Here is a 23973-nt window from a genome sequence, read left to right as displayed (position 1 = left end):
CTCAATGTTTTTCATTGCGCAAATGTTTTTGCCGATTCGCGCAGCTTGAACTTTTGCAGCTTGCCACTGGGTGTTTTGGGCATTTCTTCCATCAGCTCCAGTCGCTCGGGATGGTATTGGCGCGTCACCTGGTTTTCTGACAGGTAGCGGCTCATTTCCTCCATCGAGAAGCTGTGCCCGGGTTTGACGGTGACAAAGGCGCAGGCTTTCTCACCCAAACGAGCATCCGGGTAGCCCACAATGGCGACCATGGCCACGGCTGGGTGCTTGTAAAGCAGGTTTTCAATTTCCATGACCGGGATGTTTTCACCCCCGCGAATGATGATGTCCTTGCTGCGGCCGTTGATGCGGACATAGCCTTCGTCGTCCAGAAAAGCCATGTCGCCGGTGTCAAACCAACCGTCGGCGTCGGTGGCATTCAGGTGCGGGCGCTTCAGGTAACCGGCAAACAGGGAGTTGCCACGTACCAACAGGTTGCCGGTTTGACCGGTGGGTAAGGGCTGGCCGTCTGCATCCACCACTTTCAGCTCAATACCGGACAACGCACGCCCATCGGTGCTGCCAGATTTTTCATCGGTACGCGTGGGCTCGGTGATGGTCACGGCACCACATTCAGTCATGCCCCAGGCGGAGCTGACCGCCAGACCCAATACCCGACGGGCGCGCTCGATCAGCACCGGCGGAATGGGTGCGCCGGCGCAGCAGAAGTTGGCAAACCGGGGCGACACCGGACTTCCCGCCTCAGCGGCGTTGCACATGTCCACCACAAACGGACTGGAGGCCATGCTGAACGTGATGCCTTCATCACGAATGAGTTCCAGCGCCTGCTTGGGCTCCCAGATGTCTTGTAGCACGGTGGTGGCGTTCAAAATCAGCGGGATCATCGCCAGATAGCCAAAACCGGTCAGGTGCGCCATGGGCGAAGCACCCAGGATCACGTCTTTTTGCGTCAGGTCATAGGCTTCAATGAAGCCATGCAGGTTGGCAAACAGTGTGTTGGAGGTGTGCATCACACCTTTGGGCTCACCCGTGGTGCCCGAGGTGTACATCAGCAGCAGCACGTCATCGGGTGCCAGGCCAGGGCCGGTGAGTGCCGGTGTGTCGTCGCGCTGCAGCAGGGCCTCGAAACTGTTGGCACCCTCACCACCCAGCACCACCAGGTGCTGCAGAAAGGGCAAGTCATTGCGCATGCCGTTGACCATGGCTTCATAGTCAAACCCCTTGTAGCTTTTGGGCACGATGAAAACCTTGGTCTCGCCAAAGTCGAGCATGAACTTGAGTTCGCGCTGGCGGAAGATCGGCATGATCGGATTCGCCACGGCACCAATGCGCGCGCAGGCCAGTGAGAGCGCAATGAACTCCCACCAGTTGGGCAGCTGCCAGCTCACCACATCGCTGTGGCCCACGCCAAGTGCGACCAGACCGCGCGCGATGCGATCCACCTGCTGGTCCAGCGCCTTGTAGCTCAGGCGCATCGGCGTGGCTGCGTCACTGCGGTAGGCCACCACTGCCGGGTGGTCAGGACAGTTTTGCAGTGCCTGCGCCATGAAATGGTTGATGGTCTGGTCGCGCCAGAAGCCTGCCGCTGTCATGGCGGTCTTGCGGGGATGAATTAAAACAGGATCGAATTGCACGGAGATGCTCCTTTGGTTATTAGGGTCGGCACGCAGGTTATTAGCATACTGAAATTGACAAGTTCAGACAATGTATTGCCATATATGAATTTTTACAAGTGATTTTTGTAAAAATTATGGTATTCCCTTCCTAGGGATTTCCCTAATAAAAACAGCAAGTAATAACTTATTCAAGGCGATGATCTAAGTTTTTGTAAAATATTTTAAGTAAATATGTTGACATGCTTTGGCGTTTATCCATAAACTACAAGAACCGAAACAAAAAAGGAGATTGCAGTGGACTTCAACCTCAGTGACGACCAGCAGGCTCTGGTAGACAGTGCCCGCCGTTTTGCCACACAGAAGCTGGCCCCCGGCTATAAAGCAGGTGACAAATCCGGCCGTATTGATCGCACCATGATCAAGGCCATGGGTGACATGGGCTTTCTCGGGCCGGAACTGCCCGAGGCTTACGGTGGACTGGGTGTGGACTGTGTCACCAGTGGTCTGCTGCTGGAGCAGATCGCTTATGGCGATTTCAATATGTCGTATGTCAACCTCCTGACATCGTTGTGCGGCCAAATCATTGCCACCCATGCGCAGGAATACCTGAAGGCGCGTTGGCTCAAACCCATCCTGGCGGGCGACAAACTCGTTGCGATTGCCTTGACCGAGCCTGGTGCCGGCTCCGACGCCGCCCGACTGAAACTCAAAGCAGTGCGCGATGGCGATCACTTTGTCATCAGCGGTGAAAAAACCTCGATTTCACTGGCCGACCAGTCGGACGTGGCGGTGGTGTTTGCTCGCACCGGCACTGACAAAGACGGCGCCAAGGGCATCAGTGCGTTTCTGGTGCCGATGGACTTGCTCGGCCTGACCCGCACCGCATTTGACGATGTGGGAACACGCGCTGTTGGTCGCGGCTCCATCTTTTTTGACAATGTGCGTGTGCCCGCCGACCACATGCTGGGTGACGAGGGCAAAGGTTTTATTCAGGTGATGCAGGGCTTTGACTACAGCCGCGCGCTGATTGGCCTGCAATGCATGGGTGTGGCGCGTGCCTCGCTTGATGAAAGTTGGGAATACGCCAAAGGCCGTGAGACTTTTGGGCTGCCCATCATCGAACGGCAAGGGGTCAGCTTTCCGCTGGCCGAAGCCGAGACCTATGTGGAATCGCTACGTTGGCACTGCCTGCGCACCTTGTGGCTCAAGGACAACGGCAAACCGCACACGGCAGAAGCCGCGATGTGCAAATGGTGGGGCCCCAAGCTGTCCTGCGAAATCATTCACCAGTGTCTGCTGACGCACGGTCATGGCGGTTACGCCAGCGACTACGCCTTTGCCCAGCGCTACCGGGATGTGCTTGGCCTGCAGATTGGCGACGGCACCGCGAACATCATGAAGATGATCATCGCGCGTGAAAAGTCAGGCATGCGCCTGACTTAAAGCCTGGACATGTTGGTTTGCAACTTGGTGAAGTAATGGATAAACGCCAGCCGATCATCGAACGACAGGTCTTTCAAGGCTTCGTTGTAGAAGTTGTGGATGGGCTCCTGCAGCCTGGTCCAGAGGATCTGGCCCTGCGCGCTCAGCTTGACTTTGCGCGAGCGGCGGTCGTCCTCGCTGGTCGCGCGCTCGATCAGGCCGTCACGCTCCAGGCGCGACAGCAGGCCGGTCAGGTTTTGGCGGCTCACCAGCAAAAAGCGCGACAGGTCACCAATCGACATGCCGTCTTTCACCTGCGGCCGCGACAGCGCACCCAGCACCGACCACTGTTGTGTCGTCACGCCAAGTTCCTCAACCGCCTGCGTGCCTTTGGTGTGCAGGGTGTTGGCGACTTGAAACAGACGAAAGAACAGGCGGTTGTTGATTTCGTGAATGGCGTGGTTTTTCGCGGTGCTCAGATCAGGCATGGGACGTTTCGGCAATCAGGACAGTGGTGATCGTAAGCGATGGCTCACCAGCGATAAACAAATTTTTAAGTTTTTAAAAGGAGAAAAGAAATGCGTGGATTGAAAGACAAAGTGGTTTTGGTAACCGGTGGCGGTGGCGGCATTGGCGGGGCGACCTGCAGCAGGTTTGCATCTGAAGGCGCCAAAGTGGCCGTGTTCGACATGAACCTGGAGTCCGCCCAAAAGGTGGTGGACGGCATCACGGCCGCAGGCGGCAACGCTGCCGCCTTCAAGTGTGACATCACCAACCGTGCCGAGGTCGACGCTGCCGTGGCCGCCACCGAAGCGCAACTTGGCTCCATTGACGTGCTGGTGAACAACGCTGGCTGGGATGTATTCAAGCCTTTTGTCAAGACCGTCCCGTCCGAGTGGGACAAGCTGATTGCCATCAACCTGACCGGCGCGCTGCACATGCTGCACGCGGTCCTACCCGGCATGGCCGAGCGCAAGTATGGACGTATTGTCAACGTGGCCTCGGACGCGGCACGCGGCGGCTCCTCCGGCGAAGCCGTCTATTCCGCTTGTAAGGGCGGTCTGGTGGCCCTGTCCAAGACGCTGGCGCGTGAACATGCCCGCCAGAGCATCACGGTGAACGTGGTGTGCCCCGGACCGACCGACACCGCCTTGCTGTCCGGCGTGGCCGAAGGCGCGCGCGATCCCGCCAAGCTGATTGAAGCCTTCCGCAGCGCCATTCCCCTGGGACGTCTGGGCCAGCCTGACGATCTGGCCAACGCCATCGTCTTCTTCGGCAGCGACGATGCGGCCTTCATCACCGGTCAAGTGATCAGCGTCTCCGGCGGCCTGACCATGGTCGGCTAATCCTTCAATCCACTCAACCAAGGAATCAAAATGGAAATGACAACCCCCATCTATACCGACATCCTCTACACCAAGGCTGACGGCATCGCCACCATCACCATCAATCGGCCCAAAGCCTATAACGCCTTCACGGCCAATACCTGCGAAGAGCTGATCCACGCCTTCAAGGACGCTGATCACGACCGCAGCATCGGCGTGGTGGTGTTGACCGGTGCCGGCGAAAAGGCCTTTTGCACCGGTGGTGACCAGGGCACGCAGGACGGCGGCTACGGCGGCCGCGGTGTCATCGGCCTGCCGGTCGAAGAAATGCAAAGCGCCATCCGCGACTGCAACAAGCCCGTGATTGCCCGCGTCAACGGTTTCGCCATCGGCGGCGGCAACGTGCTGGTCACCATTTGCGACCTGGCCATCGCCTCTGAAAACGCGCAACTCGGTCAGGCCGGACCACGCGTCGGTTCGGTCGATCCCGGCTTTGGCACCGCCTTGCTGGCACGCGTCGTCGGCGAAAAGAAAGCCCGCGAAATCTGGTACCTGTGCCGTCGCTACACCGCACAGGAAGCACTGGCCATGGGCCTGGTCAATGCGGTCGTGCCTGCTGATCAGTTGGATGCTGAAGTGCGCAAGTGGTGTCTTGAGATCGTCGAGAAGAGCCCGACGGCGATTGCACTGGCCAAAAAATCTTTCAATGTCGACACCGAAATGATTCGCGGCATGGGCGGCTTGGCGATGCATGCACTCAAGCTGTATTACGAAAGCCCGGAATCGGCCGAAGGGGGCAATGCCTTCCGCGAAAAACGCAAACCTGAATTCCGCAAGTACGTCAAGTAATTCACCAGGGGAAACATCATGATCAGAGACCCAGAAACCCTCACCCTTTTGCTCGACACCATCGGTCGCTTTGTGCGCGAGAAGCTGGTGCCGCAAGAAGCCCATGTGGCAGAAACGGACCAGATCCCTGACGATATCGTGCAGGACATGAAGGAAATGGGTCTCTTTGGCATGTCCATTCCGGAAATCTACGGTGGCATGGGCTTGACCATGGAAGAAGAGGTTTTGGCCGGCTTTGAAGTGGCCAAAACCTCCCCCGCTTTTCGCTCACTGTTTGCCACCAACAACGGCATCGGTGCGCAGGGCATCGTGATCGATGGTACCGAGGCGCAAAAGCAGTATTACCTGCCCAAGATTGCCACCGGTGAGATCATTGGTTCGTTTGCCCTGACCGAACCCGACAGCGGCTCGGATGCCGCCAGTTTGCGTACGACGGCCTTGAAGGATGGCGATTTTTACGTCATCAACGGCACCAAACGCTACATCACCAACGCGCCGGAGGCTGGAATTTTCACCGTGATGGCCCGCACCTCACAGGCCAAGGGTGCAGAGGGTATTTCAGCCTTTGTCGTTGAAAAAGGTACGCCTGGCGTGTTGTTGGGTCCGATTGACAAGAAGATGGGGCAAAAAGGCGCGCATACCTGTGACGTGATTTTTGACAACGTACGTATTCCGGCTGCGAACCTGATTGGCGGCAAGGAAGGCGTGGGCTTCAAGACCGCCATGAAGGTGCTTGACAAGGGGCGCCTGAACATTGCCGCTGCCAGCGTGGGCGCTGCCGAACGGATTTTGCAGGATGCGCTGCGCTACGCCCGCGAGCGCAAGCAGTTTGGCAAGGCGATTGGTGAGTTCCAACTGATCCAGGCCATGCTGGCTGACAGCCATGCCGACATTTACGCCGCCCGCTGTATGGTTCTGGATGCAGCCCGCAAGCGTGACGAAGGCCGCAATGTTGGTACAGAGGCCGCCTGCGCCAAGATGTTTGCGTCCGAGATGTGTGGTCGTGTGGCCGACCGCGCGGTGCAGATTTTTGGCGGTGCGGGTTATCTGGTCGAGTACGGCATTGAGCGCTTTTACCGCGATGTGCGCTTGTTCCGTATTTATGAAGGCACTACCCAGATTCAGCAGATCGTCATTGCGCGTAACCTATTGCGTGAAAATAGGAACTGAATTGCCACGCTGGTCCGACAACATCATGGCGAGACTTGCCTTCGACTCTCAACCATCGACAGCAGCGTATTGCCAATTCCGCTGGCCGCAATGATGGCAATGCCGATCCAGGTCAAGAGATCGGGCACGTGGCTGAATACCAGCCAGCCGCCCAGGGTGGCAAAGCCGATCTGGGTATAAAGATAAGGTGTCAGCACCGGGGCCGAGGCGCGCATGTAGGCACGGATCAACATCAGGTGGCCAAAGGTGCCCAAAAACCCGACCAGCAGAAACCAGTGCCAATAGGTCAGCAAAAGGTCTGGCTTCCAACTGACGAACAACATCACCGGGCTCATCACCACGGCACCGACCAGTCCCGTGTAAAAGTGGGTGGTGTAGGGGTTTTCTTCACCACTCAATCGGCTGGTGAGCACCTGAAACCAGGCGTAGCTGGCCACCAGTCCGACCGGAAACACCAGCGCCCAGCCAAACACTTGTCCGCCAGGGCGAACCACCAGCAGCACTCCGATCAAGCCGCCCGACATCAGCCACCAGCGCAAGCGTGCCACATGTGTTTTGAGAAACCAGGCAGACATTGCCGTGGCCACCAATGGCGACAACATCATCATGGCGGTGAATTCGCCCACTGGCAAATACTGCAAGCCAAAAAAGGAGCAGGCCGTGGTGATCAGCAACAGCACACCGCGCAAGACCTGAAAGCTTGGATTGCGGGTATGCAGCAGTTGCCATTTCTGTGCCGGATAACGCAGGGCCAGTGTGGTGATGGCCTGGAAAACATACCTGAACCACAGCAACATCAACACCGGAATCAGCTGGGTCGCGTATTTGGTGCTGGTGTCCAGACTGGCAAACGACAGCGCCGCCAGCACGATCAGGGCAATGCCGCCAGCCAGCCGTGATCGCCAGAAAGTCATCAAGCTTAAATCGCGAGCGCCAGGCGGCTGGCCTGCTCGATGGCGCGCCTGGCGTCAAGCTCCGCGGCGTTGTCGGCGCCGCCGATGACATGTACCGGCAGACCTGGCGCAGTGCGGTGCAACTGTGCCTCAAGCTCGCGCACCGGCTCTTGCCCGGCGCAGAGAATGACCGTGTCGAAGGGCAGGGTGGCCAGCTTGCCGTCCAGCGTGGTGTAGTGCAGGCCTGCATCGTCTATGCGATGGGTCGTCACGCCCGTGAGAATCGGCACGCCGAAGCGCAGCACCTTGTCGCGCCGTATCCAGCCGGTGGTCACGGCAAGCGAGGCGCCCGGGCGCCGCTCACTGCGCTGCAACACCGTCACTTGGCGGCGCGCAGCCAGGCGTTCTGGCCTGGGACTGCGGCCACCCGCAGATTGTGCGCTGATGTCCAAGCCGTATTCCATTGCGAAATCGGCCAGCGCCGGTGGTGTGTGCGGGGCGTCGCCCAGCAAGAATTCCACCATGTCGTAGGCTATGGCCCCGGCACCGATGATGACCACGCGCTCGCCCACTGGTGCACCTGACAATACCTGGTCATACCGCAGCACATCGGACCGATGGACGCCGGGGAGATCGGGTTGGCGTGGCCGGACGCCGGTGGCCAGCACGACTTCGTCGAAGTTCCCACTGGCAAGTTGCTCGGCTGTCACCGCGCAGTCCAGCCGGAGGTCTACTTTTTCCTCGGTCAGTCGCCCACGGAAGTAACGCAGCATCTCGTCGAATTCCGTCTTGCCGGGCACATTGCGAGCCAGGCACAGCTGTCCGCCTGGCTCGGAACCCGCTTCGAAGAGGGTCACCTGATGGCCGCGCTCGGCGGCGTTGAATGCGAAATTCATACCCGCAGCCCCTGCCCCCACCACTGCGATGCGCTTGGGCAAGGATGCCGGATGCGTCACCCAGTCCAGCTCGCGGCCCGCGCGCGGATTGACCAGACAGGTGGCCGTCTTATGCTTGAAGATGTTGTCAAGACAGGCCTGGTTGCAGGCGATGCAGGTGTTGATGCGCTGGGCCTGCCCCAGTCGCGTCTTGCGGGCAAAGTCGGGGTCGGCCAGCAGGGGGCGTGCCATCGACACCAGATCGGCTTGGCCGGATGCCAGAATGGATTCGGCCACTGCCGGCTCGTTGATGCGGTTGGAGGCCATCACCGGGATCGTCACTGCCGCCTTGATCCGGCGCACCGCGTAGGCCCAGCCGGCGCGCGGCACGTTGTGCGACACGGTGGGCACGTCAGATTCGTGCCAGCCAATGCCGGTGTTGAGAATGTCGGCCCCTGCCGTCACAACGCGTCGCGCCAGTTCCAGCGTTTCGTCGCCTGTCATGCCGCCTTCAACCAGGTCCAGCGCCGAGATGCGGTAGATGATGGCAAAGTCCGGTCCCACCGCCTGCCGCACGGCCTGGATGATTTCGATGGGAAAACGGATGCGGCCTTCAAAGTCACCGCCGAATGCATCGGAACGGTCGTTGGTGCACGGCGCAGTGAACTCGTTGATCAGATAGCCTTCCGACCCCATGATCTCCACCGCGTGGTAGCCGAGATCGCGGGCCATCACTGCGGCCCGTGCATAGTCGGCGATGGTGTCCCGGACCTCCTGTGTGCTCAGCGCGCGTGGTGTGAACTTGTTGATGCGTGCACGCAGCGTGCCGGGGCCCACGCAGCCCTCAAACTTGGCGTAGCGGCCCGCGTGCAGGAGCTGCATGCAGACCTGGGTGTCGGTGCCACGCACGGCATCGACGATGGCACGGTGCCAGTCCAGGTCGGCATCTGCCGTCATGGCAGGGGCATCGTCTTCCATGCGGCCGGCCCTGTTGGGCGAAATGCCGCCGGTGATGATGAGGCCGATTTCGCCCTCTGCGCGGGCCCGGTAGAACGCCTTGATGCGCTCAACCGGACGGTCCATGCTTTCCAGGCGCGTGTGCATCGCACCCATGACCATGCGGTTGCGCAAGGTCAGGTTGCGCACTGCCAGCGGCGACAGCAGTCGCGGGTAGCTGGTGTGACTGGTTTGGGGCGTGTTGGTCATTCGCCGGCTCCGTAGTTGGGCGCGCGTTTTTCGCGGAAGGCAGCCACCCCTTCTTTCATGAAGGCCTCAAAACACATGGCCTGGCCACGGTCTTCCAGCGCCATGACGGTGGCGAGGTTACTGGTTTCCTGCGCCATGGCCAGGCCGTCCTTGGTCAGGCGCAAACCGACCGGTGACATGGCCAGCATCTCCTGCACGAGTTCATTGGCGATCTCCGCGAGTTTTTCTTCCGGCACCACCTCATTGACCAGACCCATGCGCAAGGCGCGTTCTGCGTTGACAAAGCGGCCGGTGTACATCAGCTCTGCGGCAACCGCCGGACCAACGGCCCGTGGCAGGAAATAGCTGATGCCCATGTCGCAACCTGTGAGGCCGATTTTGGCCATGGCCACATTCATGCGGACGTTCGGGGCGGCAAACCGCACATCACAACCCAGCGCCAGGGCAAAGCCGCCGCCGCAGGCCGCGCCCTGCAACAAGCCCACCACGGGCTGTGGACAGCGACGCATGCGCAGCACCACACCAGAGAGTTGACGCTGCAGGCGCAGCGCCTGGTCGATCGACACCGTCAATTGGTCCACATCTTCCAGGTCATAACCCGCGCAAAAATGGCGCCCCAATCCGCGCATGACCACCACCCGCACATCGGTCCGCTCGGGCAGGCCGCCAAAGTAGTCGTACAGCTCCTGGGTCAGCGCCAGGTTGAGCGCGTTGAAGTTGTCAGGCCGGGCCAGGCTGAGCCATTCAACCGCGCCTTCGCGCTCGATTTGGATAAAACGCCATGGCTTGGCAGCAGGTGATTGAGCTTGGGTCATAACAAAGTTTTCCAATGAATTTTCCATTGACGATATCCTCAGAGCGTGCGGGCGATCAGCTCGCGCATGATCTCGTTGGAGCCACCGTAAATGCGGTGCACACGGGCATCGGCATAGGCGCGGGCAATCGGGTATTCCCACATGTAGCCATAACCCCCGTGCAATTGCAGGCACTGGTCCAGCACCCGGCCCATCAGTTCGGTGCACCAATACTTGGCCATGGCGGCGACCGCCTTGTCCAGCTTGTCATCACAGACCTCGCTCAGGCAGCGGTCGACAAAGGTTCGGGCAATCTCGATCTCGGTCTTGATTTCGGCCAGGCGAAAACGGGTGTTCTGGTAGTCGGCAATCAAGGTGCCAAACGCCTTGCGCTGGCGCGTGTAGTCCACCGTCCATTGCAGCGCGGCCTCGCAGGTGGCGACGGCACCGACCGCAATTTGCAGCCGCTCCCACGCCAGCTCCTTGGCCAACAGACCAAACCCCTTGTTCTCCTCACCCAGCATGTTGCGCTGGGTCAGCACCACGTTGTCAAAATAAAGCTCGCAGGTGTCTTGCGCCTTCATGCCGATTTTCTTGAAATTCTGGCCGCGGGTCACACCCGGTGCGGCGGCCTCGACCACCCACAGGGTCAAATCCTTGCAATCGGGGTCTTTGCTCGATTTGGCCGCCACCACCAGGATATCGGCGCACTGGCCATTGGTGATGAAGGTTTTTTGTCCGTTCAGAATCCACGCGTCACCCTGGCGGATGGCGGTGGTACGCATGGCACGCAAATCGCTGCCCGCGCTGGGCTCGGTCATCACAATGGCACCAATTAACTCACCACGCGCCATGGCCGGCAGCCAAGTTTGCTTTTGTTCGTCAGTGCCGTAGTTGACGATGTAGGGCGCAACGATGTCGGAATGTGTCGAGAAGCCTGGGCCGGACAATCCAAGCCGGGCCTGTTCCTCGATCAGGATCGCGGCAAAGAGGCGGTCGGCCCCACTGCCACCACAGGACTCGGGCAAGGTGGTGCAAAGAAACCCCTCAAGGCCTGCTTTTTGCCAGATCTCGCGCGGGGCCACGCCAGCCTCTTCCCAGTCGCTGTGAAAAGGTGCCACTTCCTGTTCAAAAAACTTGCGGGCGGAGTCACGAAATGCTTCGTGGTCCGGGCTGAAAATGTTGCGGGTGAGGATGGTCATGGTGTCTCCTGATGTGAAACGCCTGGGCGCAATCGTTTAAGCACGTGGGGCAAGAAATGCCTGAATACGGGTTTTGGCTTCCACCGTGGTTACCAGGGTGTGGATGCCATTGAGTTCGGCTTCAAACCCGTCGGCGGCCAGTTTGCCCGCTTGGGCGATGCAGCGTTTGGCCACTTGCAGTGCGGGTGCGGATTGGGCCGCGATGCGCTGCGCCAGCTTTTCGGCTTCCTGTGCCAGATCAGCCGGGGCAACGGCCCACTGCACCATGCCCAATTGGCAGGCGGTGGCGCCGTCCACGACATCGCAGCCAAGTATGATGCGGGCGGCCGTGCCCGGCCCACACAAACGTGTCAGGCGCTGTGTGCCACCGGCGCCGGGGATCAGTCCGAGCTTGGCTTCCGGCAAACCGAGCTTGGCACTGGTCGATGCCATGCGCAGGTCACAGCTCAGCGCCAACTCAAATCCGCCACCCAGTGCGCTACCGCCAATTTCTGCCAAAGTCACACAGGGCAAGGCTTCAAGGCGGTCAAACAGCGCATGAAAATGCGTGATGTTTTCACGCATCACATCGGCCCCGTTGTCGATGGCAAAGCAGCTTTGCACCTGTGCCAGGTCAGCACCGGCGCAGAAGGCTTTTTGGTCGCTGCGCAGGTGCAGCACGGTGAGGTCTTTTTTGGCGCTTAGGCCGTCCAGCACCTGCATGAAACCGGCAATAAATTCGGTGCTGATGGCATTCACCGGTGCGCGCTGCAGGGTGACGCGGACCACGGCGCCGAGGTCTTCAACTTTAAACATGGGTGTTTGTTCCATTGAGGGTTTTCAGTTCTTCGCGTAATTTGAATTTCTGGATTTTTCCGCTGGGGGTCGCGGGCAGGGCATCGCGCAGCACCAGGTATTCCGGCAGCTTGAAGCGCGCCACTCCACGCTGGATGAGGAATTGTTTCATCTCGTCAAACACCAGTGTCTTGCCTGGGTGACACACCACCACCGCGCAGCCCAGTTCGCCCAGGCGCCCATCCGGCAAGCCGATCACCGCCACCGATTGGCAGGCCGGGTGTTCGAGCAGAATGTCTTCGATTTCGCGGGCCGAGATGTTTTGTCCGCCGCGGATGATCATGTCCTTGATGCGCCCGACAATGCGCACGCTACTTTGCGGGCCTACTTTAGCCAGATCGCCCGAGTGGTACCAGCCCTCGGCATCCAGTGCCTTGGCGGTCAATTCCGGCTCGCCCAGATAACCGATGAAGGCATGGGGTCCGCGTGACCATTGCTCGCCTTGCTGGCCTGGCGGTAACGCCTGACCGTTTTCGTCCACCGCGCAGACTTCCACACCTGGTAAGGCGCGGCCGTCGAATTGCCAGGCGGCTTCAATCGGATCTGCCGGCCAGGTCACCGTGTGCGGCGGACTTTCGGTCGAGCCATAAATGCTCATCACACGCACTCCCAGCGTGTGGGCGCGCCGTACCAGCACTTCAGGGATGGGTGCGCCACCACACAAGAAATAACGCAGGTCGGGCAGGCGCTTGCCACTCTTTTCCATGCTGTCCACCACATCACTCAGAAACGGTGTGGCGCCCATGGTCCAGGTGGCGCGGCTGGCAATCATCTGGTCCACCGCCGTGTCACCCTTGAATATATCGAGCAGCGACACGCTGGCTCCGGTCATCAGCGTCATCAAAATACCATGCATGAACCCGCTGGTGTGCGTGACCGGTGAAGCCATGAAACACACATCGCGGTCATTCAGCGCCAAGGTGCCTGACAAAGCACGCTCACCATAAATGGCGGTGTTGTGGGTGTGCACCACACCTTTGGGCTTGGACTCCGAACCCGAGGTGAACAGCAGCAGAGCAGCGTCGTCCGCCGCTGCATAGTGGTCTTGCGCCAACGGCGAACCGCACAAGGCCTCGTCAAAGTTGGTGCCAATCTTGGCGTTGCCATCCCCGATCACCACAATGGTGGGCAACACGGTCAGTTCGGGCGCAATGCGCAGGAGGTGCTCGGTGTAGTCCACGCTGCGAAACCGGCCCGGCACGATCACTGCCTTGGCGTGGCTTTTGTTCATGATGAACGCCAGATCTTTCCAACCATAGGTGGGCGGCAAGGGGTTGATCACCGCGCCCAGCTTGAAGGCGGCAAAAGTCACTACAGCGGTCTGCCACCAATTGGGCAGGTGCATGGTGACCACGTCGCCCAAGCCAACCCCACGCGCCTTCAAAAATCCGGCGAAGCGGGCCGCTTTGTCCTCAAGCTCGCGGTAGCTGATGTGGTGACCCGATGCGTCCGCTACTGCAGTTTTGTCGGGATGGACGGCCACGCTGGCCGCGATCAGTTGGCCCAGCGACTGGTCTTGCCAGTAGCCAGCCTGGTAATAACGCTCGCGTGCGGCAAGAGGTGGTTGCAGGTGAATCATGACGCTTGCCTCTCAGTGGCCGGGCGACCGGGAATCAGGCCGTGCACGGCGTCCATCAGCCCGCCATCGGCGAGCAGGTTTTGGCCGGTGACATAAGCCGCATCTGGCCCGATCAGAAACGCCACCAGCCCGGCGATGTCAGCATCCGGGTCGCCAATGCGGTGCAGCGGTACCAGCGCTTCACGGGCGACCTTGGTCGGGGCATCGGCGTACACCTTGGCCGTCAACGAGGTGTGAATCAGGCCCGGCGACACCGCGTTGACCCGGATACCGTCTGTCGCCCACTCCTGTGCCAGCGTGCGCACCAGCATCAGCACGGCAGCTTTGCTCGGGCTGTAAGCTCCCATGCCCGGGTAGGGCTGCACCCCTGACATTGATGCCACCGAGACAAAGCTGCCGCGGCTTTTCCGCAGCGCGGAGTACGCTGCCTTGGCCAGCAGCCAAGGGGCTCGTGTGTTGACGGCCATTAAGTAGTCCCAGTCTTCGGTTTCAAGCTTGGCCAAAGTGGAAGGGCGAGACACACCGGCGTTGGACACCACCGCGTCCAGTCCACCAAACGTCGCCACGGCCTGTTCGACCAGCAGGGCTGGTGTTGCCGGATCGGCCAGATTGCCAAGCAGCGGCACCACCCGGCCGCCCTGTTTGGCCGCCTCTGCAATGACGGCGTCCAGCTCATCGGCGTGGGCTGACCCGCAGGCGGCAATCTCGGCGCCCTGGCTGGCCAGGCGCAGGCAGATCGCACGCCCAATGCCGCGACTCGCGCCTGTGACCAGCACGCGCATGGGCAGGGTTTGCACTGGGTTTTCCTGGTTTTTTGTGTTTTTTGGTTTCATGTCGTCTCCTCAGAAGTGGATGGGAGGATTGTTGGCGCAGCAGGCTGCATACGGGTTGACGATTCATGCCAGGTACAGCACAATTCGTGCGTCTTTAAAAGGATTAATCTTGACGATAAGGGTTATCCCTAATTACTCGCTGTACGGTGTGCAAGCCCAGCCCGGCTGGCAAAGCTGGTTTGACTTTGAGTGGATTCCGCAGCGTTCCCGTCCTTATAACTGGAAAATAAGACCTCATAAACACGATGCACTGATTCAGATTCTGTATCTGACACAGGGGTCTGGCGAGGTATCGATTGACCATTCCAGGACCTTCTTCAAAGCACCTTGTTTGATGTGGATTCCGGCACAAACCGTGCATGGTTTCAATTTTTCGGAGGATGTGGACGGCCCTGTCATCACCGCTGCGCAACGGCCCTTGGAGTCCTTGGTGGGTGTGGCCAGTCCAGAACTGTTGAGCAAGCTGCGCAAACCCGCCGTTTTTGTCTTGGACGCAGCCAGCGACCATGCCGGAACCTTGATGCCTCTGTTTTTGGCGGTCGAACGCGAGACGCATCTTCAGGCGGTGGGCCAGTCGACGGCAGGCATGGCACTGCTGGCTGCGATCTGCATCCAGATGGCGCGACTGACGCGTATCAATGAAGTCTCCGTGACAAACGTCCATTCGCGCAAGTACAGCCAAATTGAGAAATTTCGCAGCATGGTCGATGAAAACTTCAAGAAGCATCTGCCCATCACCGACTACGCCGGACAGTTGGGCATCACGCCCGGACAACTTTCGCGTTTGTGCCGCGAGGTGCTGGGGATGTCAGGCCTTGACATCGTCAATGCGCGCGTGATCCATGAAGCCCAGCGCTTGTTGGTCTATACCGGCAACAGCATCAAACAGACAGCCCATGCATTGGGCTTTGCCGATGAGGCCTATTTTTGCCGGTTTTTTCGCAAGCACACGGCCTTGAGTCCACGAGAGTTCAGAGCGAAGGCCATGGCAACGATGCTCACGCCTGTGAGAGCCGGCATGGGTGAATAGATGGAAACTTGTTGTTCAAAACAGGGCTTGGATGCCATCTTCAAAAACTGAATTCATGACCGGCTTTTGTCAATGCAGATGGCACGGCCACATGCTACCGTGCAACGGATGACATCAACGGATGACATCAACGGAGGCGAACCAATGGCCATGCGCTCTTACCCGCTGTCCAGGGTCTATGGGCTGATCGAACCGGGGCCTGTTGTGCTGCTCAGCACGTCGCACAAGGGCAGGATCAACACGATGCCCCTGTCATGGCACACCATGATGGAATTCGAGCCGCCGCTGGTGGGTTGCGTGGTGAGCGGCAATGACTTCAGCTTCAAGGCGCTCAAGGCAACCGGGCAATGTGTGCTCAGCATTCCCACGGTCGAACTGGCAACCCAGGTGACAGGTTGTGGTAACACCCATGGCGATCAAGTTGATAAATTTCAGACTTTTGGTCTGACACCCATGAAGGCCGAGTTGGTGGGCGCCCCACTGATGGCCGAGTGTTATGCCAATCTGGAATGCAGGGTGTTCGACAAGCGCTTCATGAATCGCTACAACTTTTTCGTCCTGGAGGTTGTCAAGGCCTGGCTTGATCCTGCGTGCAAAAACCCCAAAACGCTGCATCACCAGGGCAACGGGGTTTTCATGTTGGCCGGCGGGACGATCAAGTTGCCATCCAGGATGCGGTAGTGTGCCTGAAACGTCTGGCGCTGGCTTCAGGCGGCGGTATCAATCCTTGATGGTGTCGGCTTTCTTGAGGATGTTGTAGAGCGCATCCTTGATCAGGAGCTTTTCTTTTTTCAGCTGTTCAATTTCTTCATGCGTGCCGGGTTCGATGTGCGCCTCCATGTGCCTGATGGTCTGGTCGAGTGCGTTGTGCTTTTCGTACAGGCGCACAAAATTGAGATCGGCGAGCTTCAATTGGGCAATTTGATCGCGGTATTCAGGAAACATCGGTACTCCTTCAAAATGACCGGGGCTGCGCAAATAGGGTGCAGGTGCGCAGTCTAACAAGCACGCGCCATTGGCTGTAATCAATTTTGTATCAATGTAAGCTAAAGTGACAGCATGACAAATTCCACTCGTATTGCACTGGGCTTGCTCGCGCTGCTCGGCCTGTCTTTCAGTCTGAGCCTGGCGCAAACCGTGGCTTCCATCCCTGATGAAGGGCAGCGCAGTTGGCGTGATGCCGCACGCCATTCGGCTGGTATTGCGCCCGACCCTGAGCAACTGGCCAGTGTGGCCATCGTTCAAGTCTATGCCGCCCCGACCTATGGCTGGCGAGGCACTTTTGCGGTTCACCCGTGGATCATCTACAAGCGCGCTGGTGAGACCGCCTACACCCGCTATGACGTGGTCGGTTGGCGCGCACCGCAGGTGGTACAGCGCAATTACGCGCTGCCGGACGGGCTTTGGTATGGTCGCCGGCCGAGCCTGCTGGTCGACCACCGGGGCGAGGCCGCACAGGCCATGGTCCCGGCCATCGAGGCCGCCATTGCCAGCTATCCCCACGCCGATGATTACCGCAGCTATCCCGGGCCGAACAGCAACACCTTTCTGGCACACATCGGCCGCGAAGTGCCTGCGCTGAAACTCGATCTGCCTGCCAATGCCATCGGCAAGGACTACCGGCCCCTGACTCGTGCGCTCGGCGTTTCCGCTACAGGAGTCGGGGTCCAGGCTTCGTTGCTCGGCCTGCTTGGGTTGAGCGTGGGCTTGCAGGAGGGGGTCGAGATCAACCTGCTCGGCTTGAACTTCGGCCTGGACATCAACCGTCCGGGCCTGCGTTTGCCTTTTGTCGGCCGGCTGGGCCTCAATGACACGAGCGAATCGGGTGCGGGGGATTCCAGCCCTTGAATTTTTGCCATTGATCCGGGCGAACGGTTCTTGCTACGGCGGTCATGCTGACAAGCAGTTTTTAGTGTTGTACAATGAGAATAGTTCTCATTTATAAGGACACTATCGTGCTCACATTGAATTTGAAAGAGGCCGTCATCGGCCAATGGCATCGCATCCAGGCAACATCCAGCCATAACCAGCGCATGGAGGAGCTGGGTTTTCTGCCGCTGGAAAAGGTCAAGGTACTCCGGCGCAGCTGGTTCAGCAGCGGTGCACTGGTGGTGCAAGTGGGCGATGCGGTCTTTGCGCTGCGCCCGTGCGAAGCGCAGATGGTATTGCTGGAGCCCGCAGCATGAGTACCACCGCCACCGTCAACATGGCGGGTCTGGCGCAAAAGACCCTGGCCCTGCTGGGCAATCCCAACTGCGGCAAGACCGTGCTGTTCAACCGCTTGACCGGAGCCAAGCAAAAAGTGGCCAACTACGCTGGCGTGACCGTGGACATGAAGCGCGGCTTGATGAAAACCAGCGCGGGCCGCTCGGTCACAGTGGTGGACCTGCCAGGCACTTACAGCCTGAATGCCGGCAGCGAAGATGAAGCCGTGGCCTGCGCGGTGGTGCTGGGGCACAGTTTGCAAACCAGTGCGCCCAACCTCACGGCCGTGATTCTGGATGCCACCCGGCTGCGTCGTGGGCTGCGGCTGGTGTCCGCGCTCAAACGCGAGCAGGTTCCCATCGTCGTCGTGCTCAACATGATGGACCGGGTGCGCGGCCAGAACCGGGAACTGGATGCCGGGCGTCTTGAACAGGCACTGGGCGTACCGGTGGTTGAAGCCACGGGTATCCATGCGCAGGGAACCGACGCGCTCAGGGCCCTGCTGGACCAGCCGGAAATCTGGCAATCATCCTCGCGTGAAAGCCTGGCTGAAACCGGTGGTCGTGCCGCCTTGTTGACCGATGACCAGCAGGCGCAGGCCTGGCTGGTCGAAGCCGGCATGGAAGCGCCCCTGGCCGAGCACCGCTGGTCGCGCCGTCTTGACCATTGGCTGTTGCATCCGGTCGTTGGCACGATGATTTTGCTGACCTTGCTGTTTTTCATTTTCCAGGCGGTGTTCGCCTGGGCAGAGTGGCCTATGGGCTTGATCGAGGAAGGCATCGGCATCATCGTCCAGGGCGTCAACACGCTGCTTTCAGACGGCTTGCTCAAAAGCCTGCTGGTTGACGGTGTCATCGCCGGCGTGGGTGGCGTGCTCGCCTTTCTGCCACAAATCCTGATCCTCTTCTTCTTCATCCTGTTGCTGGAAGAGTCGGGCTACCTGCCCCGCGCCGCCTTGTTGCTGGACCGCCTGATGGGCAGCCTGGGCTTGTCGGGCCGGTCATTCATCCCGCTGCTTTCCAGCTTTGCCTGCGCCGTACCGGGCATCATGGCCACACGCACCATTGCCGACCGCCGTGCCCGCTGGGTCACGATCCTGATTGCGCCCTTGATGACCTGTTCGGCCCGGCTGCCGGTTTACGCCCTGCTCATTGGCGCCTTCATTCCCAACCACCCGGTCTGGGGCATGGGTCTGCAGGGTCTGGTGCTGTTTGGCTTGTACCTGTTTGGCCTTGTTTCAGCCGTGCTGGTGGCCTGGATCGTGAAGCTGTGGGGCAGTTCGCAGACCACGGCGCAGTTGATGATGGAACTGCCGGACTACCACTGGCCACGCGCCAAGGACATCCTGATCGGCCTCTGGCAACGCGCATCCATCTTTCTGCGCAATGTCGGCGGCATCATCCTGGCGCTGACGGTGATCCTGTGGTTTCTGTCCACTTTCCCGCAAGCCCCGGCGGACTTCAGCGAGACCGCGATCGAGTACAGCATGGCCGGACGCATTGGTCGGGCACTTTCGGTGGTGTTCGAGCCGATCGGATTCAACTGGCAAATTGCGGTGGCACTGATACCGAGTCTGGCCGCGCGCGAGGTGGTGGTCAGTGCTCTGGGAACGGTGTATGCCTTGTCGCAGGTGGGTGACGATGTCGGCACGGCGCTGGCACCCCTGATTGGTGCCGACTGGACGCTGGCCACGGGTCTGTCCTTGCTGGTCTGGTTTGTTTTTGCCCCGCAATGTCTGGCCACGCTGGCCGTGGTGCGCAAGGAGGTTGGCGGGTGGGCCATGCCGGCTGGCATGGCCGCGTTCCTGTTCTCACTCGCCTACGCAGCATCATGGATCACTTACCGGGTGGCGTCATGATCAATACGGCCTCTTTCAACTTGTTCGATCTGGCGGTCGTGTTGGCTGCGCTCGTATGGGCCTGCAGTTTCCTGTGGCGTCGTTTGTGGCCATCCCGTGGCCAACAACGCAATGCATGTGACCATTGCAGCAAGTGTGATCATTGATTCCCGGGAAGGTCGGCCCGAATACGTAAGATTCTGTTACAAAATGGGGCCGTTCAGGTTGGTAAAGTAAGTCAGAATCAAAGGATTGAAACTTATTGAAGCCAAAACCTGGTGAAATTGTTGGCAAGTTTTGAATCGAAGGTGTTGGCTGTCTTCATGGCAGCCATGCTTGTTGTGGCGACGCTCTCGACCGTGACCTGGGTCGTGGCAAACGATGCGGCCAATGCCTCACGCTGGGTAGCGCACACCCAACAGGTGCTCAACAACCTGGCCCGTGTCAGAACGGACACCGTGCTGATTGAGCTCCATACGCAAAATTACAGGATTTCCGGAGATCCGGCACAGCTTGTCGAACGTGATGCAACGGTTGCGTCGCGTGAAATCCTGTTGCGAAGACTTAAAGATCTGATCATTGACAACCCTCGCCAGCAGGCTTACCTGGCACAACTGCGCCAAGTGCTCGACGAACGCCTCGCGATCGCAGCGCGTGTGACAGAGCTGCGCAAAACACAAGGCCTGGAGGCCGCCAATGCGTATGTGGCCAGTGCGCCGCTTCAGGAAACTCGCACACGAGCCTATCAGGTGTTGTCCGACATGGAGGTGCAGGAGCGTGACTTGCTGGAGAGTCGCCGCACCACGCAGTCCAATGTGCGTCAACGCATGGTCTGGACCGGCGTACTGGTATCGGTCACCCTGATTATCATGATGGTAGCTACTTATGTTTTGATCCGGCGCCAATTCCGCGAAACCCTGGCCAGTCAGCGGGCGCTCGCTGAGAGTGAAGAAAGTCTGGCCACAACGCTGCATTCGATCGGGGATGCGGTGATGGCCACAGATACCCAGGGACGCATCACGCGCATGAATCCCGTTGCTGTGAGACTGACTGGATGGGCTCTCCCGCAAGCACGGGGGCGCTTCATTGACGACGTGTTCCGTATCATCAATGAGCAAACCCGCATGCCCGCAGAAGTGCCAGTGGCCAGGGTGCTTGCCACTGGTGAGGTCCACGAGCTTGCCAATCACACGATTCTCATTGCCAGGGATGGTTCCGAGCGCCCGATTGCAGACAGCGCCGCCCCGATACGCAGCATGTCAGGCGATGTGGTTGGCGTGGTGTTTGTGTTTCGTGATGAGACCGTAGCCCGGCAGGCGAAACAGAACATCAGCGAGCAGAACCTGCTGCTCGAACAGCGCGTCCAGGAACGCACAAGGCAATTGCAGGAAAGCGAACAACAACTGTCGCGCGTGCTCGAAGGTTCCGATCAGGGTTATTGGGACTGGAACCTCCAGACCAACAACTTTCAGGTCAGTGCACGCTGGGAAACCATGCTCGGCTACGCACCTGGCGAGATGCGGGTCGATACCGCCCATTGGCCCGAACTGGTACATCCCGAGGACTTGTCCATCGCCCTGGCGTCGATCGAGCGGCATATGCGTGGTGAAACCGCCAGCCATGAAGTTGAATTCCGCGCCAGGACCAAGGATGGCCGCTGGCGCTGGATACTGACCCGTGGGCGCATCACGGCGCGTGCCGACGATGGAACGCCGCTCATGATGTCAGGCACCCACACCGACGTGACCGAGCGCAAGCTGCTGGAGCTGGCGCAGCGTGAAGCCGGCGTGGTGTTTGAGAGCAGCTACGAAGGCATCATGGTGACCAATGCCGATGGTCTGATCACCAAAGTGAACCCCGCCTTCACCCGCATCACGGGCTATGAGGCAGCCGAGGTGAACGGCTGCTCGCCCCGTCTGCTTTCTTCGGGCCGGCACGATGCACGGTTCTATCAGGAACTCTGGCAATCCCTGAATCACCATGATTTCTGGCGCGGTGAAATCTGGAACAAACGCAAGTCGGGTGAGTTGTATGCCGTCTTGCAGTCGATCTCGGTGGTCCGTGATGCGAAGGGAAATATCCTCTACTACGTCAGTGTGTTCGCGGATATCACGCAGATCAAGGCGCATGAAGCAGAGCTTGATCGGGTGGCCAATTACGATGCTTTGACCGATCTGCCAAATCGCCGCTTGCTGTCCGATCGTTTGAAGCAAGCCATTCTTCATTCCGATCGCAGTGGTAAATTGTGCGCAATCGGTTTCCTGGACCTTGATGGCTTCAAGCGCATCAATGATCAACTGGGCCATCCGGTGGGGGACCAGTTGCTGATTGGTGTGACTGCCCATTTGAAGACGGTGTTGCGCGCCGGTGATACGTTGTCAAGACTTGCCGGAGACGAATTTGTCCTGCTTTTTTCCGAGCTGGGTTCTTTCGAGGAATGCGCGATGATTCTTGACCGTGTGCTGGAGGCCGTTTGCCGTCCCGTCAACGCCAGTGGCCATGTTCTTTGCGTGACGGCCAGTATCGGGGTCAGCCTGTATCCTGACGACAAAGCCGACCCCGACACCTTGCTGCGACACGCCGACCAGGCCATGTATCTGGCGAAACAGGCTGGCAAGAATCGCTACCAGTTGTTCGACCTGGAGATTGACCGCAGGGTGCAGAGCCATCTTGAAACACTGGAGCAATTGAAGGAGGCACTGAATGGTCAACAGTTTGTCCTTTTTTACCAGCCTCAGGTTGATATCAGCAGCGGTGAGGTCATCGGCGCGGAAGCCCTGATTCGCTGGCAGCACCCGCAGCGAGGGCTGTTGTTGCCCAACGAGTTCCTGCCACACCTGTACGGTAGTCCGCTGGAGCAACTTTTCGGTGAGTGGGTTATTGAAACGGCGCTGACCCAGATTGAAGTCTGGAACAGTCAAGGACTCGACATGAAGGTCAGCGTGAACGTCAGCGCCAACCACCTGCTGCAACCCGACTTCTGCGTCCGTCTCGCGCAGGCACTGTCCATGCATCCTGAGGCCAAGCCCTCAACTCTTGAGCTTGAAGTACTGGAAACGGCCGCCATTGGCGACATGCAACAGGCCATTCACATCATGCAATGTTGCCGAAAATTGGGCGTGAGCTTCTCTCTGGATGACTTTGGCACCGGCTATTCATCGCTCACCTACCTGCGCAAGTTGCCGGTGGACACACTCAAGATTGACCAGACTTTTGTCCGCGACATGCTGAGCGATCCGGACGATCTGAGTATCGTGCAAGGCGTCGTGGAACTTGCCGCTGCCTTTCGTCGCAGGGTCATTGCCGAGGGTGTGGAGACCCTTGATCAATGTGATGTGCTGCTGCAGATAGGCTGCCGCCATGTTCAGGGCTACGGCATTGCAAAACCCATGCCGGCACTGCAAATCCCGGTATGGTGTGAAAAGTGGCTTCGATCCGGAAATTGGAAGCATCGCGAACTGGTCTGAGCTTGGCCTGACGCCCCCGGATCAGCTCATGCGGGCGGCAAGTCGCTTGGAGCGGGCCCTGATGTTGAGTGCCTCAACCCCCAGGGAAAATAGCATGGCCGTGTAAACGTAGGCTTTCGGGACATGCATGTCAAACGCCTCGGCGACCAGCAGGGTGCCTACCATGGTCAGAAATGCCAATGCCAGGACCTTGATGGAAGGGTGCCTGTCTACAAATTCACCGATCGGTTTGGCTGCAAACATCATGACAGCCACCGATGCGATCACGGCCGCCACCATCACACCGATCTGGTCCACCATGCCCACCGCGGTAATCACAGAGTCAAGGGAAAAGACAATGTCCACAACGCCAATTTGCACAATCGTCCCCCAAAACAGGCTGGCCCCGGTTTTGACGGTGTCGACCCCGGCACTGACTTCCTTGGGCTGATGGGCTTCAACTTCCAGGAAGATCTCGTGCGAAGCCTTGTAGAGCAGGAATAATCCGCCACCGAGCAGGATCAGGTCGCGGCCGCTGATGGCCTGTGCCGCCACCGTAAAAATTGGACTGGTCAGGGTCATGACCCAGGCCAGGCTGAACAGCAGGGCAATGCGCGAAACCATGGCAAAACCCAGCCCGAGACGACGCGCCAGATCCCGCTTCTCGGGTGGCAGGCGACCGACCAGGATACTGATGAAAATGATGTTGTCGATACCCAGAACAATTTCAAGGGCTGCGAGCATAAAGAAAGCGATCCAGATATTCGGGTCGGTGAGCAGTTCCATTGCGGTCTCGGTTCAGGTAAAGCCCACAAGTCTACTGGCCTGCTGAAATTGCTGCAGGGGATGTGCCTGTG

Annotated in this window: 21 protein-coding genes; 10 read left to right on the top strand and 11 right to left on the bottom strand. The window is 59.1% G+C overall.

Annotated features, from left to right (window positions below; all coding sequences use genetic code 11):
- Window positions 1-11: 11 nt before the first annotated feature.
- Window positions 12-1634, bottom strand: a complete 1623-nt coding sequence (gene aliA / locus NDJ10_RS08000) for a cyclohexanecarboxylate-CoA ligase (protein ID WP_296160914.1) — start codon at window positions 1632-1634, stop codon at window positions 12-14.
- A gap of 276 nt (window positions 1635-1910) precedes the next feature.
- Here aliA and aliB point away from each other — a divergent pair, with 276 nt between their 5' ends.
- A complete protein-coding gene (gene aliB / locus NDJ10_RS07995) occupies window positions 1911-3059 on the top strand; it encodes a cyclohexanecarboxyl-CoA dehydrogenase (protein ID WP_296160912.1) in 1149 nt (382 codons plus the stop codon).
- Here aliB and NDJ10_RS07990 read toward each other — a convergent pair.
- Window positions 3056-3526, bottom strand: coding sequence for a MarR family transcriptional regulator (locus tag NDJ10_RS07990; protein WP_296160910.1), 471 nt, complete (start codon window positions 3524-3526; stop codon window positions 3056-3058). The genes aliB and NDJ10_RS07990 overlap by 4 nt on opposite strands.
- Before the next feature lie 90 nt (window positions 3527-3616).
- Here NDJ10_RS07990 and badH point away from each other — a divergent pair, with 90 nt between their 5' ends.
- Genes badH through NDJ10_RS07975 form a run of 3 tightly spaced genes read left to right on the top strand, consistent with a single transcriptional unit; the run spans window position 3617 to window position 6382 of the window.
- The gene (gene badH, locus NDJ10_RS07985; protein WP_296160908.1) at window positions 3617-4384 is read left to right on the top strand and encodes a 2-hydroxycyclohexanecarboxyl-CoA dehydrogenase; all 768 of its coding nucleotides are present in this window, start codon (window positions 3617-3619) and stop codon (window positions 4382-4384) included.
- Between the two features lie 36 nt (window positions 4385-4420).
- Entirely contained in the window at window positions 4421-5212 is a 792-nt protein-coding gene (gene badI, locus NDJ10_RS07980) for a 2-ketocyclohexanecarboxyl-CoA hydrolase (RefSeq protein ID WP_296160943.1), read from the top strand.
- 18 nt (window positions 5213-5230) lie between these two features.
- The gene (locus NDJ10_RS07975; protein ID WP_296160902.1) at window positions 5231-6382 is read left to right on the top strand and encodes an acyl-CoA dehydrogenase family protein; all 1152 of its coding nucleotides are present in this window, start codon (window positions 5231-5233) and stop codon (window positions 6380-6382) included.
- 23 nt (window positions 6383-6405) lie between these two features.
- Here the strand turns inward: NDJ10_RS07975 and NDJ10_RS07970 are convergent, their stop codons facing one another.
- From NDJ10_RS07970 to NDJ10_RS07940, 7 genes are read right to left on the bottom strand one after another with little or no spacing between them, the layout of a single operon-like run.
- Window positions 6406-7296, bottom strand: a complete 891-nt coding sequence (locus NDJ10_RS07970) for a DMT family transporter (RefSeq protein ID WP_296160900.1) — start codon at window positions 7294-7296, stop codon at window positions 6406-6408.
- Window positions 7297-7301: 5 nt separating this feature from the next.
- Window positions 7302-9356 (bottom strand): NADPH-dependent 2,4-dienoyl-CoA reductase, encoded by a 2055-nt coding sequence (locus NDJ10_RS07965; protein ID WP_296160898.1) that lies wholly within the window; start codon window positions 9354-9356, stop codon window positions 7302-7304.
- On the bottom strand, window positions 9353-10171 hold the full coding sequence (locus NDJ10_RS07960; protein WP_296160896.1) for an enoyl-CoA hydratase/isomerase family protein: 819 nt from the start codon (window positions 10169-10171) through the stop codon (window positions 9353-9355). Before NDJ10_RS07960 ends, NDJ10_RS07965 begins: the two co-directional genes overlap by 4 nt.
- 38 nt (window positions 10172-10209) lie before the next feature.
- Window positions 10210-11346, bottom strand: coding sequence for an acyl-CoA dehydrogenase family protein (locus NDJ10_RS07955; protein WP_296160941.1), 1137 nt, complete (start codon window positions 11344-11346; stop codon window positions 10210-10212).
- 42 nt (window positions 11347-11388) lie between these two features.
- A complete protein-coding gene (locus NDJ10_RS07950; RefSeq protein WP_296160894.1) occupies window positions 11389-12147 on the bottom strand; it encodes an enoyl-CoA hydratase/isomerase family protein in 759 nt (252 codons plus the stop codon).
- Window positions 12140-13765: an AMP-binding protein gene (locus tag NDJ10_RS07945; RefSeq protein ID WP_296160892.1), complete on the bottom strand. Its 1626-nt coding sequence runs from the start codon at window positions 13763-13765 to the stop codon at window positions 12140-12142. The genes NDJ10_RS07950 and NDJ10_RS07945 overlap by 8 nt, the downstream gene beginning before the upstream one ends.
- Window positions 13762-14598 carry an SDR family oxidoreductase gene (locus NDJ10_RS07940; RefSeq protein WP_296160890.1) on the bottom strand — a complete coding sequence of 279 codons (837 nt, stop codon included), beginning with the start codon at window positions 14596-14598 and terminating at the stop codon, window positions 13762-13764. The genes NDJ10_RS07945 and NDJ10_RS07940 overlap by 4 nt, the downstream gene beginning before the upstream one ends.
- Window positions 14599-14707: 109 nt before the next feature.
- On the opposite strand from NDJ10_RS07940, the gene NDJ10_RS07935 reads away from it, so the two are divergent.
- Both NDJ10_RS07935 and NDJ10_RS07930 read left to right on the top strand, forming a co-directional pair.
- On the top strand, window positions 14708-15628 hold the full coding sequence (locus tag NDJ10_RS07935) for a helix-turn-helix domain-containing protein (RefSeq protein WP_296160889.1): 921 nt from the start codon (window positions 14708-14710) through the stop codon (window positions 15626-15628).
- Between the two features lie 144 nt (window positions 15629-15772).
- On the top strand, window positions 15773-16309 hold the full coding sequence (locus NDJ10_RS07930; RefSeq protein ID WP_296160887.1) for a flavin reductase family protein: 537 nt from the start codon (window positions 15773-15775) through the stop codon (window positions 16307-16309).
- Window positions 16310-16348: 39 nt separating this feature from the next.
- On the opposite strand, the gene NDJ10_RS07925 is transcribed toward NDJ10_RS07930, so the two are convergent.
- Window positions 16349-16573 (bottom strand): YdcH family protein, encoded by a 225-nt coding sequence (locus NDJ10_RS07925; RefSeq protein WP_296160886.1) that lies wholly within the window; start codon window positions 16571-16573, stop codon window positions 16349-16351.
- A gap of 114 nt (window positions 16574-16687) precedes the next feature.
- Here NDJ10_RS07925 and NDJ10_RS07920 point away from each other — a divergent pair, with 114 nt between their 5' ends.
- From NDJ10_RS07920 to NDJ10_RS07905, 4 genes are all read left to right on the top strand, one after another.
- Window positions 16688-17476, top strand: a complete 789-nt coding sequence (locus tag NDJ10_RS07920) for a DUF3750 domain-containing protein (RefSeq protein ID WP_296160883.1) — start codon at window positions 16688-16690, stop codon at window positions 17474-17476.
- 107 nt (window positions 17477-17583) lie between these two features.
- On the top strand, window positions 17584-17814 hold the full coding sequence (locus tag NDJ10_RS07915) for a FeoA family protein (RefSeq protein WP_296160881.1): 231 nt from the start codon (window positions 17584-17586) through the stop codon (window positions 17812-17814).
- On the top strand, window positions 17811-19691 hold the full coding sequence (locus NDJ10_RS07910) for a ferrous iron transporter B (protein ID WP_296160879.1): 1881 nt from the start codon (window positions 17811-17813) through the stop codon (window positions 19689-19691). Before NDJ10_RS07915 ends, NDJ10_RS07910 begins: the two co-directional genes overlap by 4 nt.
- 302 nt (window positions 19692-19993) lie before the next feature.
- The gene (locus NDJ10_RS07905) at window positions 19994-23137 is read left to right on the top strand and encodes an EAL domain-containing protein (RefSeq protein ID WP_296160877.1); all 3144 of its coding nucleotides are present in this window, start codon (window positions 19994-19996) and stop codon (window positions 23135-23137) included.
- 21 nt (window positions 23138-23158) lie between these two features.
- Here the strand turns inward: NDJ10_RS07905 and NDJ10_RS07900 are convergent, their stop codons facing one another.
- Complete coding sequence (locus NDJ10_RS07900; protein WP_296160875.1) at window positions 23159-23902, bottom strand: TerC family protein; 744 nt, start codon at window positions 23900-23902, stop codon at window positions 23159-23161.
- Window positions 23903-23973 lie beyond the last annotated feature (71 nt).

Origin of the sequence: Rhodoferax sp., assembly GCF_023700745.1 — a bacterium.
Classification (GTDB): Bacteria; Pseudomonadota; Gammaproteobacteria; order Burkholderiales; family Burkholderiaceae_C; genus Rhodoferax.
The sequence above is the reverse complement of the archived record's forward strand: the minus strand, read 5'-3'. Positions and strand labels throughout refer to the sequence as shown.